The organism is Hungatella sp. SB206 (assembly GCF_051132295.1).
Taxonomy (GTDB): Bacteria; Bacillota; Clostridia; order Lachnospirales; family Lachnospiraceae; genus Hungatella; species Hungatella effluvii.
The window spans coordinates 6,010,011-6,027,313 of sequence record NZ_CP096603.1 but is presented as its reverse complement, the minus strand read 5'-3'; the positions used below and the strand labels follow the sequence as shown (position 1 = coordinate 6,027,313).

The 17,303-nt window shown below is 48.8% G+C and carries 13 protein-coding genes; all 13 read left to right on the top strand.

Annotated features, from left to right (window positions below; translation table 11 throughout):
* Window positions 1–106 precede the first annotated feature (106 nt).
* The 13 genes from M1L66_RS26705 (at window position 107) to M1L66_RS26645 (ending at window position 17,292) form a co-directional block, all read left to right on the top strand.
* Window positions 107–2,446: a RelA/SpoT family protein gene (locus tag M1L66_RS26705; RefSeq protein WP_117623155.1), complete on the top strand. Its 2,340-nt coding sequence runs from the start codon at window positions 107–109 to the stop codon at window positions 2,444–2,446.
* A 107-nt stretch (window positions 2,447–2,553) separates the two neighbouring features.
* Entirely contained in the window at window positions 2,554–3,198 is a 645-nt protein-coding gene (locus M1L66_RS26700; RefSeq protein WP_187019720.1) for an MBL fold metallo-hydrolase, read from the top strand.
* A gap of 13 nt (window positions 3,199–3,211) precedes the next feature.
* Complete coding sequence (hemZ, locus tag M1L66_RS26695) at window positions 3,212–4,672, top strand: coproporphyrinogen dehydrogenase HemZ (RefSeq protein ID WP_434688857.1); 1,461 nt, start codon at window positions 3,212–3,214, stop codon at window positions 4,670–4,672.
* A 15-nt stretch (window positions 4,673–4,687) separates the two neighbouring features.
* Window positions 4,688–6,427, top strand: coding sequence for a cache domain-containing sensor histidine kinase (locus M1L66_RS26690; protein ID WP_187019717.1), 1,740 nt, complete (start codon window positions 4,688–4,690; stop codon window positions 6,425–6,427).
* Window positions 6,428–6,439: 12 nt separating this feature from the next.
* Entirely contained in the window at window positions 6,440–7,969 is a 1,530-nt protein-coding gene (locus M1L66_RS26685) for a response regulator transcription factor (protein ID WP_434688856.1), read from the top strand.
* Window positions 7,970–8,112: 143 nt separating this feature from the next.
* Window positions 8,113–9,411 (top strand): ABC transporter substrate-binding protein, encoded by a 1,299-nt coding sequence (locus M1L66_RS26680; protein ID WP_187019713.1) that lies wholly within the window; start codon window positions 8,113–8,115, stop codon window positions 9,409–9,411.
* Window positions 9,412–9,507: 96 nt separating this feature from the next.
* Window positions 9,508–10,389: a carbohydrate ABC transporter permease gene (locus M1L66_RS26675; protein ID WP_187019711.1), complete on the top strand. Its 882-nt coding sequence runs from the start codon at window positions 9,508–9,510 to the stop codon at window positions 10,387–10,389.
* Window positions 10,390–11,223 (top strand): carbohydrate ABC transporter permease, encoded by an 834-nt coding sequence (locus tag M1L66_RS26670; protein ID WP_434688855.1) that lies wholly within the window; start codon window positions 10,390–10,392, stop codon window positions 11,221–11,223.
* Between the two features lie 101 nt (window positions 11,224–11,324).
* The gene (locus M1L66_RS26665) at window positions 11,325–12,266 is read left to right on the top strand and encodes a glycosyl hydrolase (protein ID WP_187019707.1); all 942 of its coding nucleotides are present in this window, start codon (window positions 11,325–11,327) and stop codon (window positions 12,264–12,266) included.
* Window positions 12,267–12,476: 210 nt separating this feature from the next.
* Window positions 12,477–13,754, top strand: coding sequence for a PTS sugar transporter subunit IIC (locus tag M1L66_RS26660; protein ID WP_434688854.1), 1,278 nt, complete (start codon window positions 12,477–12,479; stop codon window positions 13,752–13,754).
* A 7-nt stretch (window positions 13,755–13,761) separates the two neighbouring features.
* On the top strand, window positions 13,762–15,591 hold the full coding sequence (locus M1L66_RS26655; RefSeq protein ID WP_434688853.1) for a BglG family transcription antiterminator: 1,830 nt from the start codon (window positions 13,762–13,764) through the stop codon (window positions 15,589–15,591).
* Window positions 15,592–15,643: 52 nt separating this feature from the next.
* Window positions 15,644–16,981, top strand: a complete 1,338-nt coding sequence (locus M1L66_RS26650; RefSeq protein WP_187019702.1) for a 6-phospho-alpha-glucosidase — start codon at window positions 15,644–15,646, stop codon at window positions 16,979–16,981.
* Between the two features lie 11 nt (window positions 16,982–16,992).
* Entirely contained in the window at window positions 16,993–17,292 is a 300-nt protein-coding gene (locus tag M1L66_RS26645; RefSeq protein ID WP_002602171.1) for a PTS sugar transporter subunit IIB, read from the top strand.
* The last annotated feature ends 11 nt before the right edge of the window (window positions 17,293–17,303 follow it).

Sequence of the window (17,303 nt, the reverse complement as noted above, 5' to 3'; positions counted from 1 at the left end):
AACGTATCTGTTGATAAAAAACCATTTGCATTTTTCGTCAAAAAAATTTATAATGAATGTTAACTATGTTTATAATAACCGATAAGTTGCGAAAAGGTGACAGTATATGGCAGATGAATCAACCATGGAAAAACTGAATAGGACTCCATTGGGAGTTGGAAGGGTTGACGGTGCGGTGGAGATCAAGTCGCCTAATGATGAGGAACTGGAGGCCCCGGCTGATTTTACCAGTCCGGAGGTGCTGTATCAGGAATTGATCGCCAGTATCCGCAGATACCATCCTTCCGATGATATCAGCATGATCGAAAAGGCTTACCATGTTGCTGATAATTTTCATAAGGAGCAGAAGAGGAAGTCGGGTGAACCGTATATTATTCACCCTCTTTGTGTTGCCATTATTCTGGCCGATTTAGAGATGGATAAGGAGACGATCGCAGCAGGAATCCTTCACGATGTGGTGGAAGATACTGTTATGACGCTGGATGAACTGGGAAAAGAGTTTGGGGGAGAGGTGGCGCTTCTTGTCGACGGCGTTACGAAACTGACTCAGCTGTCCTGGTCCATGGATAAGATGGAGCTGCAGGCCGAGAATCTGAGGAAGATGTTCCTGGCCATGGCGAAGGATATCCGTGTCATCATCATCAAGCTGGCGGACCGGCTCCATAACATGAGAACGCTCCAGTACATGAAACCGGAGAAACAAAAGGAAAAAGCCCGCGAGACCATGGAGATCTATGCGCCCATTGCTCACCGCCTGGGTATTTCCAAAATTAAGATAGAGCTGGACGATCTGTCCTTAAAATATTTGCAGCCGGATGTGTATTACGATCTGGCTGAGAAGATTTCCTTAAAGAAAGACGCCAGAGAGTCGTTTGTAAAGAGCATCGTGGATGAAGTGCAGGAACACTTAAACGAGGCGGCCATCGTAGCCAAGGTGGACGGAAGAGTGAAGCATTTCTTCAGTATCTACAAGAAGATGGTAAACCAGAACAAGACTCTCGACCAGATTTACGACCTGTTTGCTGTGAGAATCATCGTGGACAGCGTCAAGGACTGCTATGCGGCGCTGGGCGTCATCCATGAACTGTATAAGCCGATTCCGGGCAGGTTCAAGGACTATATCGCCATGCCGAAGCCCAATATGTACCAGTCACTCCATACGACACTGATCGGGAGCAACGGACAGCCGTTCGAGATTCAGATCCGAACGTATGAGATGCACCGGACCGCGGAATACGGTATCGCCGCCCACTGGAAGTATAAGGAGAGCGGAAGCGGACAGGTGGCGGCAGGCAAGGAAGAGGAGAAGTTAAGCTGGCTGCGCCAGATTCTGGAATGGCAGAAAGACATGTCAGACAACAAGGAATTCTTGAATATGGTCAAGGGCGATCTGGACCTGTTTTCCGACAGTGTGTACTGTTTCACCCCCTCCGGCGATGTCAAGAATCTTCCAAGCGGCTCTACACCTATTGACTTTGCGTATTCCATCCACAGTGCGGTTGGCAACAAGATGGTCGGCGCACGGGTGAACGGCAAGCTGGTCAATATCGATTATGTGATCCAGAACGGCGACCAGGTGGAGGTCATCACCTCCCAGAACTGCAAGGGGCCGAGCCGCGACTGGCTGAATATCGTAAAGAGCACACAGGCCAAGAATAAGATCAACCAGTGGTTTAAGACTGAGCTCAAGGAGGACAATATTCTCCGGGGCAAAGAGATGGTGGACCGCTACTGCAAGGCGAAGGGTATCGTCTATTCCGATATCAACAAGCCGGAGTACCAGGATAAGGTCATGAAGCGCTATGCGTTCCGCGACTGGGAGTCCGTGCTGGCGTCGATCGGACACGGCGGACTGAAAGAGGGCCAGGTCATCAACAAGATGGTGGATGAGCGGGCCAAGAAGATGAAGAAGGAAGTCACCGATACCACGATTTTAAATGATATCGAGGACATGAGCAATAAACTGCCTGTCAACAAACACAGCAAGAGCGGCATCGTGGTCAAGGGAATCCATGATCTGGCGGTCCGTTTTTCCAAATGCTGCAGCCCGGTACCGGGCGACGAGATCGTAGGCTTCGTCACGCGCGGCCGTGGAATTTCCATCCACAGGACCGACTGCGTAAATGTCATCAACCTTCCGGAAGATGAGAGAAGCCGTCTGATCGATGCGGAGTGGCAGACACCGGAGGGCGATGATACGAAGGAACGCTACTCGACGGAAATCAAGATCTATGCAAACAACCGGATCGGTATGTTCGTCGATATTTCCAAGGTCTTCACGGAGCGCCAGATCGATATCACCTCCATGAATTCCAGAACGAACAAACAGGGAAAGGCTACCATCACAATGACTTTCGATATTCACGGCGTGGAGGAGCTGAACCGGCTGACCGATAAACTGAGACAAATTGAAGGCGTAATTGATATAGAGAGGACTGCGGGATAACGCAGTTCTCTTGTTTCATAGGAACGGTAACTCTGTGAGTCTGCAGGGCAGATTTTGCCATGCAGTACTGTTCAGGTAAAAGGAATAGGAAGAGAGAGGATGAGCGTATGAGTAATTTCAGAATCAGAACGTGTACCGTTGGAATGGTCGGAACTAACTGCTACCTGGTTTACCGGGAAGATTTGAAGAAGGCGGTTATCGTGGACCCGGGAGACAACGGAGCCCATATTCTGAATAAATGCAGGGAGTATGGAATCATTCCGGAGGCGATTGTGCTGACCCACGGCCATTTCGATCATATTTTAGCGGTGGAGGAGATCCGCCGTGCTTTTCAGGAGATTACCGTCTATGCGGCAGAAAAGGAAGCGAAGCTTCTGGGAGATCCCAGGCTTAATATGACAGGCTCCTACGGAACCGGCTTTTCGCTGAGCCCGGACCGTCTGGTAAAGGATGGGGATGTCCTGGAGCTTGCCGGTTTTAAATGGCAGGTTATAGAGACTCCCGGCCACACCGCTGGCTCCATGTGCCTGTGGATAGAAGAGGAGGACGTTCTGATATCCGGGGATACCTTATTTGCAGAATCCCTGGGACGGACCGATTTCCCGACAGGAAGCTCTGCGGATATCATTCGCTCCATCAAAGAACGGCTGTTTGTTCTTCCGGAGGACACGATGGTTTATCCGGGACACGGGGAGCCGACCACCATCAGACACGAGAAGGCCCATAATCCGGTCGCATTTTACAACAGATAGGAACGAAAATACCATGATAGGAATTATATTAGACGACAACGCCTTTGAGCAGGATATCCGGGAACTGCTCATGGCATTTTACCCGGGAGAAACGTATATTCATGAAGAAGTGGACGGGGAAGAGAAGCCCCGTCTGTCTGTGTATGGGAAGACGGGAGAGAACGACTATTTCCTGACAGTCAGAGAGTATGTGGAAGACGGAGAAATCCTGGAGAACGAAGCGGCGGTGGAGGCGGACTATTCCAACCGTTTTGAGACAAAGAACCGGATTAAGCGCATGCTGTACGGCCTGCTCTCAGAAAAGACGAAGAAAGAGCTGCCCTGGGGAACGCTTACGGGAATCCGTCCGACGAAGATTGCCATGACCAAGCTGACAGAGGGAAAAGGGGAGGACGAGGTCCGTTCCTATATGAAAGAGACTTACTTAACCAGCGACGAGAAGATCGATTTAAGCATCGAGATCGCTGAGCGTGAGCGGGAACTTCTCTCCGCGATCGATTATGAGAACGGCTACAGCCTGTATGTGGGAATTCCGTTCTGCCCGACTACGTGTCTCTACTGTTCCTTTACCTCCTTCCCTATTAAGAGCTGGGAGAAGCGGATGGAGGAATATCTGTCCGCGCTTTTTAAGGAGATGGACTACGCAGCCCGGACCATGGCCGGCCGTACCCTGGATACGGTATACTTTGGCGGAGGAACTCCTACCTCGCTGTCTGCGGAACATCTGGAGATGGTAATGAGAAAGCTGAAAGCCACGTTCGACTTTACCTCAGTCAAGGAATTTACCGTAGAGGCCGGGCGTCCGGACAGTATCACGGAGGAAAAATTAAAGGTTCTGCTGGATTACGGAGTCACCCGTATTTCCATCAATCCTCAGACCATGAAACAGGCGACGCTGGACTTGATCGGCCGCCGCCACACCGTAGACATGGTAAAAGAGAAGTACCGGCTTGCGAGAGAGATGGGATTTGACAATATCAACATGGATTTGATTATCGGGCTTCCGGAGGAAGATTTGGAAGATGTCCGCCACACCATGGAGGAGATCAGGGCGCTTGATCCGGACAGTATCACCGTTCACTCTCTGGCGATCAAACGTGCGGCCCGGCTTAACATGTTTAAGGAAAAATATGGGGATTTAAAGATAACAAACACCCAGGATATGATCGATTTAACCGCTTCCTGTGCTCGTGAAATGGGGCAGGAACCGTACTATTTATACCGTCAGAAAAACATGGCCGGCAATTTTGAAAACGTAGGCTATTCCAGGCCGGGAAAAGCGTGTATCTATAATATTCTGATTATGGAAGAAAAGCAGACGATAGTGGCCTGCGGGGCAGGGACTACCACAAAGGTGGTATATCCGGCGGAAAACCGGCTGGAGCGGGTGGAGAACGTAAAGGATGTGGAGCAGTATATTGCCAGAATTGATGAGATGCTGGAGCGGAAGGAACGACTGCTTAACAGAAATTAATACAGGGGGAAGAGATTGAAAAAGCAGCGGTCAATTGTAACTCAGACAGTTATGAGAGTTTCCGGTGTGTTTATTACGGCGATTATTCTGTTGACCATTGTATTTACCATCTTTATTGGCAGATACATGAGGGACAACATCCTACGGAGTAAGGAGGAGCAGCTGGTCACCGTGGCAGACACGCTGGACAGCAGGCTGAAAAGTCTGGAGGAGCCTTTTGTTACGCTGGCGGGCTACACACCTGCGGTCAGGCTGCTGCGGGGCCATTATAAGCTGTACTCCGCCGAGTGGATGCAGGCCATACGCAGTGTCGACACGTTTCTGACCAATATAAATCTATTCAGTGATTACATAACCGATGTACTATTCATACAGCCGGATTCCACCGTTGTGTACAGCATGAATGATATTCTGCGCAGCGGCTATGATTATGTAAGTGCAGACTGGTTTCAGGAGGCATTAGTGAATAAAACATTTGTAAGATATGCGTCGCCCCATGGAAGAGACCACATGTACGAAAATAAAGGGCCATACAGGACTGTTACGGCTTTTTTTCCGGTTTATCAGTCGGATCTTCTGATCGGCTATATTTTGATGGAATGCGATCTGTCGAAGCTGACGGAGTTCTTTTCCGCACAGCAGATGTCGGATTCAGGGTTCCTCATTCTGGATGAAGATAACCGCATGATTCTGGACTATAAAAATGGCCGGTCCTGGTCAGATCAGGTGGAGGAAGAATTTTTAGACAGCCTTAAGGAAGGGGACTGCGGAGCAGCGCAGAACGATCAGTCGGTCTACATTGCGAAAAAGCTGTCAAACAGATGGACGATGGTATCGGAGAACAGTCTGGCAATCATCATACAGCCGATCATGCAGCTTCTTACCGTTGCAGCGCTTCTCATGGCAGTGGTTCTGATCTTTCTGGTACTGATCTCTGCCTATAACAGCCATTTGATCAAACGGCCTTTCAACGCCCTGATTCAGAGAATTGTTTCCTATGACGGAAGCCGTTCCACGGATATCAGCGGCTTTGAACATGCGCCGCAGGAGCTGGCTGTCATACGTTCCCGCTTCGAGGAGATGGCAGACCATATGAATGATCTGATTAATGACGTCTATGTGGCGAAGCTGAAACAGAAAGAGGCGGAGCTGGAAGCGCTGACGAATCAGATCAATCCGCATTTCCTTTACAATGTATTTCAGCTGATCCAGGCAAAGGCTGTTCTGTCTGACAACCTGGAGATTGAAGAAATGATTCAGGCGCTCAGCCGGATGATGCGCTATACGATGGAGCGGAAGAGGGAAAGCGTCTCTCTGAAAGAAGAACTGGAGTATACCGATGACTATCTGATGTTTTATAAGAAAAGGTTTACCCAAATGTTTACTTATGAAATCAGCTGTGATCCGGAACTCTACGACTGCCGGACCTGCAAGTTTGTGCTGCAGCCGGTCGTGGAAAACTGCTTTAAGCACGCGCTTAAGAACCGGACTGGCGGTGTAATTGCCATCCGTGTGTGGAAAGAAGAGAAAGACATCCTGATACTGGTAAGAGATAATGGCCGTGGGATGGGAAAAGAGGCTCTGGAGGCTCTGCGGTGCAGGCTGAACGGCCAGGCGGAATCTGGAGGAATCGGGATTATCAATACGAATTCCAGGCTGCATCTGACCTACGGGGAAGAGTATGGCATTACCATCGACAGCAGAGAATCAGAGTATACGGAGGTTACCCTGCGTATCCCGTACGAGACCGTATAATTGGGGGAAATTATGTATAAGGTTTGTTTTGTGGATGACGAGATCATTAATTACCAGCTCTTTGAAAAAATGGTTCCCTGGGAAGAAAAGGGATTTCAAATTGTGGGAACAGCGGCTGACGGCCAGGAAGCTCTTCAAATGTACGAACGCCTCCAGCCGGATCTGATTTTTATGGACATCCAGCTGCCGCTTCTGGACGGCCTTGAGTGCGTCCGGTGTATTAGAGAAGAAAATCAGGATGTCCAGATCGTAATTGTCAGTGCATACAGTGATTTTTCTTACGCACAGAAGGCCATCCGCTATGGCGTACAGGATTTCCTCCTAAAACCGGTGAGCCGTATGATGCTGAACCAGCAGGTGGATAAAATCAAAAAAACACTGGATTCCAGATGCCGGCAGGAGAAAAACCGGGATCTGTATTCCAATCCGTATACAGACGAAATGAATCAGATATTCGCCTGTATTTCCCAGAATGCGGACGGAAAAATGCCGCCGTATAAGTACCTTTCAGAAATGAAGGCCCTGTACCGCCTGATTCTGCGTCCGCTTACCGGTGACGAGGCGCCGGCGGCGAGGATGAAAGAACTTACAGCGGGGCTGGCGTCACAGCCGGTTGTCTCTGAGGGGCTGGATCTGATCTTTATTCTGTCGGGGACCTCCCTTTACCTCGGTTACGGCGATGCAGTTCCCGATGAGTCTGCGGCACAGGCCATAATAGCGTTTTTTCGGGAAAATGATTACGCCGCAGAGCTTTACTTATGGAAACTCGAAGAGAGTACATGGCCGCTCTGCGATTTCCTTACGCGGTCCTATTCACAGGAAAATTACGGTTTCTATGAGAAATACGGCAGCGTATACAAGCTGGAGGATTATCCGTTTCAGGATACGGAGCTGAAGGCGCCACTGGACGGATTGATCGTGGCAGCGCTGGCAGAGAATACACCGGAGAGTCTGATAAGTCTGATAGACGGCCAGTTTAATAAGGCCAGGCTGGAGCAGATCTCGCCCCGTCTACTGAAAAATTTTGCGCTGGATGTTCTGGTAAAAATAAAGTTCGGTTTAAAAAAGTTTGCACCTGAGGAGTCCTTTCACCTGATGAGAAATCTTCGCATGGAGAAAATCTACGATACGGTCAGCTGCGATGTGCTGAAGCGCTTCTTATGCCGCAGGATAGAAGAGGCATTCGATGAGCTTGACCATACGATGCGAAAGGCGGGAAAAGGAGAACACGCCGTATTCCGGGCAAATTCCTTTGCGGAGCTTAAGTTCTCGGATCCCGGCTTTTCTGTCCAGATGGCGGCGGACTTTATCGGAATCAGCAAAAACTATTTTACCAGTCTGTACAAAGAAAAAACGGGGATTGGGTACTGGGATTACGTCACACAGCTGCGGATGCAGAAGGCAAAAGAGCTTCTCACAACGACGGATGATACCATCGGGACTGTTGCAAGGCAGATCGGATATGAAAGCGAGTACCATTTTTCGCGAAAGTTCAAAGAGTATACGGGACAGTCTCCCAACCGGTACCGCAGGCATTCGTAGTTTTGAGCAACAGAAGCGTAGTATTTAGCAGGATTAACGGCAGACCCCCTTGATAAGAAGCAAAAATCCCCGAGTTTTAAACATTTAGAAATGGATCCCGGACGGATATAATGGACTTATCAAAGAAAGGGAGGGTTCCTGAAATGAAAAAAGGAGCAGCATTATTAGCAGGCGTATTAGCAGCAGCGGCGGTTCTGTCCGGCTGCGGCGGCCAGGGGAACAACGGATCGACTACTTCGGCGGACAGTGCCGCAGCGGAGAGTACAACAGAGGGAAGTGCGAAAGCTTCAGGGGAAAAGGTAACGATCAGTCTTTTGTCGTGGAATACAGATGAGATTCTGGGAGAGTTTATTGCGGGCTTTGAACAGGAAAATCCCAATATCAAAATAGACCTTCAATACGTTCCGCCGGTACAGCAGTATGTGGATAAATTCAGTGTATTAGCTGCCTCCGGGCAGATGACCGATATGTTCTATATCGCGGCAGAGAATAAGCAGGAGGTTATCAGCAAGGGCGTAGCGGAAGATATCAGTGATATGGAGATATTCTCCAGAATCGACCCTGCAACCTCGGCGACCTACGGAAAAGATGGGAAGATATACGGGTATTCTCCGGATGCCTGGATTGGCGGAATCTTCTATAACAAAGATCTGTTTGAACAGGCCGGTATTGAGAAGGAGCCTGAGACATGGCAGGACTTCGTGGACTGTGCGGCAAAACTGAAGGCGATTGGCGTGGAACCCTATCTGGATGATGCCGATAATGTTCATAACCTGGCGCAGGATCTGTATCAGTGCAGCGTCATCAGCCAGGAACCGGATGCGGATGTCCAGATCAACGAGGGAAAGGCAACGTTCCAGGAGAAATATACGGAGCCGCTGAAGCTCTGGTACAACGATATGATAGCCAGCGGACTCTACAGCCAGATGGCGCTTGGACTTAACAGCGATCAGGTGATCGACATGTTTGCCAACGGTGAGGTTGCCATGATGCACGGCGGTCCATGGAATATTGCCACGATTGAACAGAAGAACCCCGAGCTGAACTACGATATTTTCGGACTTTCCGACAACAGCGGAAACCGTGTCCTGCCGGGTGCGGTGAATGTAGGATTGTCTGTCAGCACTACCTCCGAGCATAAGGATGCCTGCCGTGCATTTATAGAGTATATGGCAAGGGATGAAAATATTGTGAAATGGCAGAAGGTTACAAATAATGCGATCATCGTGGAAGGAATCGACTATACCATGGGAACTGTCTTTGAGAAATTCAAAGAGGATGCGGTTTCCGGCAGCTTCTATCTGCCGCAGATTGTATGGAATAATTCCTCCGGTATCTACAAAGAGTTCTTATCCGGTATCCAGGATACGATTACAGGAGCCGATACGATCGAGAATATACCTGTGAGGCTTGATGAAAAACAGGCAGAATTAAGTCAATAGCTTTCATCACATAAGAGCTATAAAAGGGTGCTGCAAAAGGAACATACCCTTTTGCGGCACCCTTTTTCTACCCATTTTCAGGAAAGGATGATTGAAATGAAGGTTAAACTGAGAAAAGAACTGCCCTATCTGCTGTTTATTCTGCCTGCGTTTATTGTATATACGATACTTACGGTAATACCGCTGGTCCAGACCCTGGGACTGTCTTTTACCAACTGGGACGGATATTCCATGAGTCACTTAAGCTTTACGGGACTTAAAAATTTCAGGCTGGTGTTTGCGGACCGGTCTATGAAGACAGCTCTGCTGAACACGTGCTTTTACAGCATCGTGTTCCCTCTGGTGACAACTGTTTTTGCCATTCCGCTGTCACTGGTGTTAAACTCCGGAATGAAAACGAAGAATCTCCAGAGAGCCGTATTCTTTTTCCCATCTGTTCCCAGTGCGATTATTCTGGGCTATCTATGGGCGTATATTTTATCGCCTACAGGCAACGGATTGCTGAATAAGCTGCTGGGACTGTTCGGAATCAATCCGGTCATGTGGCTGGCTGTTCCGAAATGGGCCATGTTTTCCGTGCTTCTGGTCAACTTATGGAGTGTTGTCGGCTGGCACGCCTGTATCTATCTGGCACAGCTTCAGAGCATTCCAACGGAGTATTATGAGGCCGCCAATGTGGATGGGGCGACTGCGTGGCAGAAATTCCGGTATATCACATTTCCCATGCTGGCTTCCGCTATGACGGTCAGCGTCATGCTTCTGCTCTTAAATTCCATGAAGCTTTATGATCTGCCGTTTGCACTGACCAGCGGAGGTCCCGGTACATCGACAACACTGGTTTCACAGATAATTATAAAAACGGGCTTTGTCGAAAAGTCCTATGGCAAAGCGACGGCCATGTCGACGATTTTCTTTGTCTTTATCGCAGTGATCAGCGTGATTCAGTTAAAGCTTATGAAGAAACGGGAGGTGGAATAAATGACAGTAAAGAAGCGAGGCGTAAAGAGTATTCTGGGTGAAGCGGCGATGCTGGGCGTCTGTATTATTTTCTTCATACCATTTTATTATCTTCTCGTCAATACGTTTAAGCCAGCCAGGGAAGCAACCGTATCCCCGCTTTCTCTCCCTGTAAAAAGCTTTACTCTTGATTTGTATAGACAGGCGCTTGATACAATCAATTTCTGGAGCAGCTTCCGCAATTCGATTCTGATTACGGTGGTATCGGTGGTCATTATCATATCTATCGGCTCTATGGCTTCCTATGCCATAAGCAGGAGAAAAAATAAGCTGACCCAATTCCTTTTCTTCTATTTTCTGATTGGCTTCATGGTTCCGGTCCAGACGACGCTGATTCCGCTGTTTAACCTGATGTCCTTCTTTAAACTGCAGAATTCCGTAGCCGGTATGATTGTGCTGTATTCCAGCTGGTGTAATTTCGCCATGTTCATGTATCAGGGATTTTTAGGAGGAGTGCCAAAGGACCTGGAGGAGGCTGCGCTGATCGACGGAGCCAATCTCTGGAAACTGTTCTGGCGGATCGTATTTCCCCTGCTAAAGCCGGTTACCACGACGATTGTGATCTTTGATGTTATGTGGATATGGAATGATTTCATGCTGCCCTATCTCTTTATCAGTTCTTCGGATAAGTTTACGTTGATTATGGAGGTATACAAGGGGGTCGGACAGTTCGCCAACAACTGGACCGTGATGCTCTGCACCATGGTGATTGTGCTGATTCCAATTACGATTTTCTACGTGGCGATGCAGAAGCATATTATTGCCGGCATTACAAGCGGAGCAGTCAAAGGTTAAATGCAGCAGGAAGTGAAGGCTGAACTGTTACTGCGGCAGCGAACCAGGGTGACAGGTCAGGCTGGTGCACTGTCAGCGAAAATAAAGGAGGTCAATCATTAATGAAAAATACAGTAGTGCCCGGGGCTCCGCTGTTTCGCGATCCGATTTACGACGGCGCCGCGGATCCGGTAATTATCTGGAATAAACAGGAACAGAGCTGGTGGATATTTTATACAAACAGAAGGGCCGCAGCCGTCAATCATGGGTTTTCCTATGTACACGGAACCGACATTGGGATTGCCAGTTCCGATGACTGGGGGAAGACCTGGATTTACCGGGGAACCGCCCGGGGACTGGAATACGAGAAAGGCAGAAATACATACTGGGCGCCGGAGATTATGGAATATGAGGGCGTTTACCATATGTATGTGTCATACGTCAGAGGGATTCCCGCCACGTGGGACTGTAAAAGAACGATTTTACACTATACCAGCGGGAATCTGTGGGACTGGACGCTTCAGGGACCCCTTGCTCTATCTTCAGACCGGGTGATAGACGCCTGCGTGGTGCGCTGTCCGGATAGCACCTGGAAAATGTGGTATAAAGATGAGGTTCATGACAGTCATACCTATACGGCGTACAGCGAAGATCTTTACCACTGGACTGCGGGCGGGGCGGAGATTACGGACTGCCCTCATGAAGGCCCCAATGTCTTCTTCTTTAAGCATCATTACTGGATGATTACCGATCCATGGGAGGGGCTGGGGGTTTACAGAAGTGATGATTTAAAGCTCTGGGACCGCTGTCCAAATATTCTGGCACAGCCGGGCAGCAGGACCGACGACGGGACGATAGCGGCCCATGCCGATGTTCTGGTCCATAAGGACAGGGCATATATATTCTATTTTACCCACCCGGAGGTGAGCAGGGAGGAACGCAGTAATCCGGATTTTGTCTGGGAATACAGGCACAGGAGAACTTCCCTGCAGGTAGCGGAGCTGAAGGTGGAGGGGGAACAACTGGTATGTGACAGAGATCATGTGGATATAGATTTAGGATAAAAGCAGATGAATGCCTGAGGAGCGCGGCTCTTTGGGCATTCTTTTTTTGACTGCCGGCTTTCTTAAGGCCCTGAAATTATATCCCGGGATCGTGACATGGTTTCCTAACACTTAGGAAAAAGAACGTTTGCGGTGAAAAATAAAATCAGGTACACTCTAGTTACAATATTAAGGCCTTAAGAACAAATGATTAAAGGGGGAACTTTCTTTATGAATGAGAAAACCACAGGTTTTCAGGACAAGCTTATGAAGTACATGATGCCCGTTGCCAACTGGGTTGAGAAAAACAACTGGCTCCAGGCCATCAAAGACGGCATGATCGCAGATATTCCGGTTATCATTATCGGCTCCATCTGCCTTTTGCCGATCGCGCTGAACAACTTAATCGCTTCAGGACCGATCCACGATTTTATTTCTGCTCATATGGGTGTACTGACGTATGCGGCCGGCTTCACCAATGACCTGCTGTCGATTTTTGCAGCGTTCTTTATTGCCACAGCACTGGCTAAAAGATACGGAACCCATAATACGCAGACGGGTGTTACGGCTATTATCGTTCACCTGATTCTTTCCGCGGTTTCCATCGAAGGCGGTATCAGTACTGAGTTTTTAGGTGCATCGGGACTCTTTACCAGTATTATATCCGGTATTATGAGTGTGGAGATCACACGGTTCCTTATTAAGCGCAATGTGATTATCAAGCTGCCATCTTCTGTACCTCCGATGGTAGGAGAGAGCTTTGCTTCCCTGATCCCTCTGGTAGTCAATGTAATTGTAGCGGTCGCTATCGCCAACATTTCGATTGCGGTATCCGGTCTTGCATTCCCGGCGGCCATTATGAAACTGCTGGCACCTGCGATCAGCACTATGGACACGCTTCCGGCCCTGCTGATTGTCATATTCCTGACACAGTTTTTATGGTTCTTTGGTCTTCACGGACCTTCCATCACCTCCGCGGTGTGGGCTGCATTTGCAATTGCTTATCAGGCTGAGAATATGGCCAATTACGCCTCCGGTGCTCCGGTTACCCATATTTTCACCTATGGACTCTACTACAATTTCCTTCAGGTGGCAGGTTCCGGATTGACATTAGGCCTCGTCCTGTTTATGATGAAATCAAAGGCGAAGTCGTTTAAATCCATCGGTGTGGCATCACTCGTTCCATCTATTTTTGGCATCAATGAGCCGGTTATCTTCGGACTTCCGATTCTTTTGAATCCGTATATGTTCATTCCGTTCGTATTCGGACCACTGCTCATTACCGTTCTTACATACTTCAGCATGAAGATGGGGCTGGTCGGCTATCCGGTGGCAGCACCTCCAGGATTCTTACCTCCGGGCGTAGGCGCGTTCTTAACCACGTATGACTGGAGAAGCGTTGTACTCGTATTTGTATCACTGATTCTCATGGCACTGATTTATTATCCATTCTTCAAGATGATGGAAAAAGACGAATTGAAGAGAGAAGCCAAGAGCGAAGCGGAGTAGGCAGAACATGACAGTTACGAAAAGGCAGATAGAAATCATAGAGTATATCATGAATAACGTGTCAGGCATCACAGGTGATAAACTGGCAAAATATTTTGGAGTGTCTTCCCGCACGATCAGGAACGATATTCTGCAGATAAACTCGGCTTTAAGCGGTGATCAATTACTCTGCCAAACGGAGGGAAGGCTGATTTCCCCCTCCATAAAAGCCTCGAAAAGAATCGGTTATTATATCACGCAGGAAGATATGGAAGATTTTCGGGCTGTTCTAAGCGGAGGCAGTGACAGGAATCATGTCATTGCCCCCCACAACCGCGGCTACGCGATTCTGGGCCACGCCCTGGAAGAGGGGAGCTGCAACTTATACGATCTGGAAGAGGAACTGTTCTTATCCCAGACGGCGCTTCGGGAGGAAGTGCTGAAGCTTCGCAGGATGCTGAAGGATAAAATGGACTTATGCCTTCTGGTTCTGGAAGGAAACCAGATCCGGATCGTGGAAAATGAAGAAAAGATCAGACTTTCCATTTTTAACATTATCAAATATGAAGTACAGACTCATACGGATTGGGGCAGTGATTATCTGGAACTCCTGTTTCGCGGCCAGTTTGACCGGGTAGAGTATGAGTCGTTCATAAAAGCGGTCAAGGATTATTTCGGCGGTCATGAGATTCTTGTATCTGATGCCAGTCTCTACATGGTGGTGGGCGCCATTTACGCCACAGTCATGAGGAAACGCCAGGGCCATGAGCTCTTTGGAGTGAAGGCGGACGAATTCCCGGTGGAGGTCCTGACCAATCTTTTGTATCATTTAAAGGCACAGAAACTGGATCTGGAGTATTTAATCCGCAGGATTGATACCGGATACCGGATCGACAATCCGATTCTGCAGGATATCAAAACCCAGTATCCATATGCCTACGAAATTGCGATTCTGCTCGTCCCGATCATGTTTAAATATAAAAGCATTCCCATCCGGGATGAAGAGATCGCCTATATGGCCCTTTATGTGGCCTACTTTCTGGAAAAGGTGAACCGGCGGTTAAAAACCGTGGTGATCAGTGCTCCGCGGCAGAGCGTCAACGCGGTTATCTGCAACTGGCTGGGCGATCATTTCCAGAATCAGATTGAACTTGTAAAGGTCCTTCCCAAGCACCAGCTGGAGTATCCCTCGCCGTATGGCGGCGAGGGGGCTGTTACTGCTTCTGCGGTGGATTTGATCATTTCCACCGAAGGGCAGAGAGTAAAGACGGACATACCCGTGTTCCGGATCAATGGAATTCCGAACCAGCAGGACTTTTCAGCGCTGAACGGGTTTATCAGACGCATGCGGGTGAGCAGACGGTTTACCACGATCGTCAACAAGTATTTTAACACACAGTGCATCAAGATCTTTGCAAAGGAGGCCGGATCCGCAGACTGGAATGGAAAGGCGCCGTTTGAAATTGTCATCGAGACGCTTTCCAGGAAGTTTAAGGAGCAGGATAAGATCGAGACGGTGGAAGAATATGTGGATGACGTCCTGTCCAGAGAAGTCAACTACCCCACAGTCATCGGGGAGTCCGTGATGATTCCCCACCCGCTCATGACCTTTGCGAAGGAGACTGCGGTGGCGGCAGCCATCTTAAAGCCGCCGGTCACGATCTGCAAAAAAGCAGTGAAGGTCATCTTCCTCCTGGCGATTGAGGGAAGACCCAACGACGATGTGAGTATTCTGTTCGAATTTTTCAAACAGGTAGCCATGAATGAAAACCTGGTGCACACCCTGTATGAGGCAAAAGATGAAACAGATTTCCTGAACCGCTTAATAAGCATATCAACTTCCATCGAGCTTTTTTAAGAGACAGGATGAGAGAAACAAAATATATCTAGTAGAAGGAGAATCATAGAATATGAATAAGAAAAAATTTTCCGTAGTAATAGCAGGCGGCGGCAGTACCTATACACCGGAGATTATTCTGATGTTGCTGGACAACATGGACAGGCTTCCGCTCCGCGCCATCAAGCTGTATGACAACGATGAGGAGCGCCAGGGCAGACTGGCTAAGGCCTGCGAGATTATCGTCAGGGAAAAGGATCCTTCCATCGAGTTTGTAGCTACCACAGATCCGGAGACGGCTTATACAGACGTTGATTTCTGTCTGGCCCATATCCGCGTTGGACAGCTTCCGATGAGAGAAAAGGATGAGAAGATCCCGTTAAAATACGGCGTAGTCGGCCAGGAAACCTGCGGCCCAGGCGGAATCGCCTACGGCATGCGCTCTATCCCCGGCGTTCTGGAAAACATCGAGTACATGGAGAAATACTCCCCGAACTGCTGGATGCTGAACTACTCCAACCCGGCGGCCATCGTGGCGGAGGCGTGCAGACGCTTTAAGCCGGATGCGAGAGTCATTAACATCTGCGATATGCCGATCGGTATGGAAAACAACATTGCGAAGATCCTGGGCTTTAACGACCGCAAGGAAATGACCGTGCGCTACTTCGGCCTCAATCACTTCGGCTGGTGGACCTCCATCAAGGACGACGACGGCAACGAATACATTGATAAACTCCTTGCGCATCAGTTGGAATACGGCAATACGCTTCCTGACGAAGGAAATAACGGAGACTATACGGACAACTCCTGGTATGAGACGGCGAAGAAGGTAAAAGATTTAACCGCCATTGATCCTACTATGGCTCCCAACTCCTATTTCCAGTACTACTTATTCGGCGACGACATGGTAGCCCACACAAATCCTGAATATACGAGAGCAAATCAGGTTATGGATGGCAGAGAGAAACGCGTCTTCGGCGAATGCGCAAGGATTGCAGAAGCCGGAACCGCTGAGGGAACCTCCCTGGAGATCGGTATTCACGCTTCTTTCATCGTGGATTTAGCGACAGCACTGGCCTTCAATACGCATGAGAGAATGCTGCTCATCGTAAGAAATAACGGCGCCATCGAGAATTTCGACAAGGATGCCATGGTGGAGATTCCGTGTATCGTTGGAAAAGACGGTTACGAGCCAATCACCATCGGAACGATCCCGACATTCCAGAAGGGACTGATGGAACAGCAGGTCGCAGTGGAGAAACTGACGGTTGACGCTTACGAGCAGGGAAGCTATCATAAGCTGTGGCAGGCACTGACCTTATCGAAGACCGTACCGAGCGCCAATGTAGCCAAGAAGATTCTCGACGATTATATCGAGGTGAACAAGGAGTACTGGCCGGAATTAAAGTAGGAGGAGACAATATGAAAATATTAATTTGCTGTAATGCCGGAATGAGCAGTTCCATCATCATGAAAAAGATGAAGGACGCGGCTGAGAAGCGGAATATGGAGCTTACCTGTGAGGCGGTGCCAAATGCGGGAATCAGTGATGAAATTGGTAAGTGGGACGTGTGTCTCGTCGGACCACAGCTGGTTTATGCGGTAAACAACATAAAGAGTATTTTAAATATACCGGTTGCAAGCATTGAACCAAGGGTTTATGCACTGGCCGATGGCGATAAAGCCCTGGATTTTGCGATTGAACTGGCAAAAAAATCATGAGAAAGGCTTAA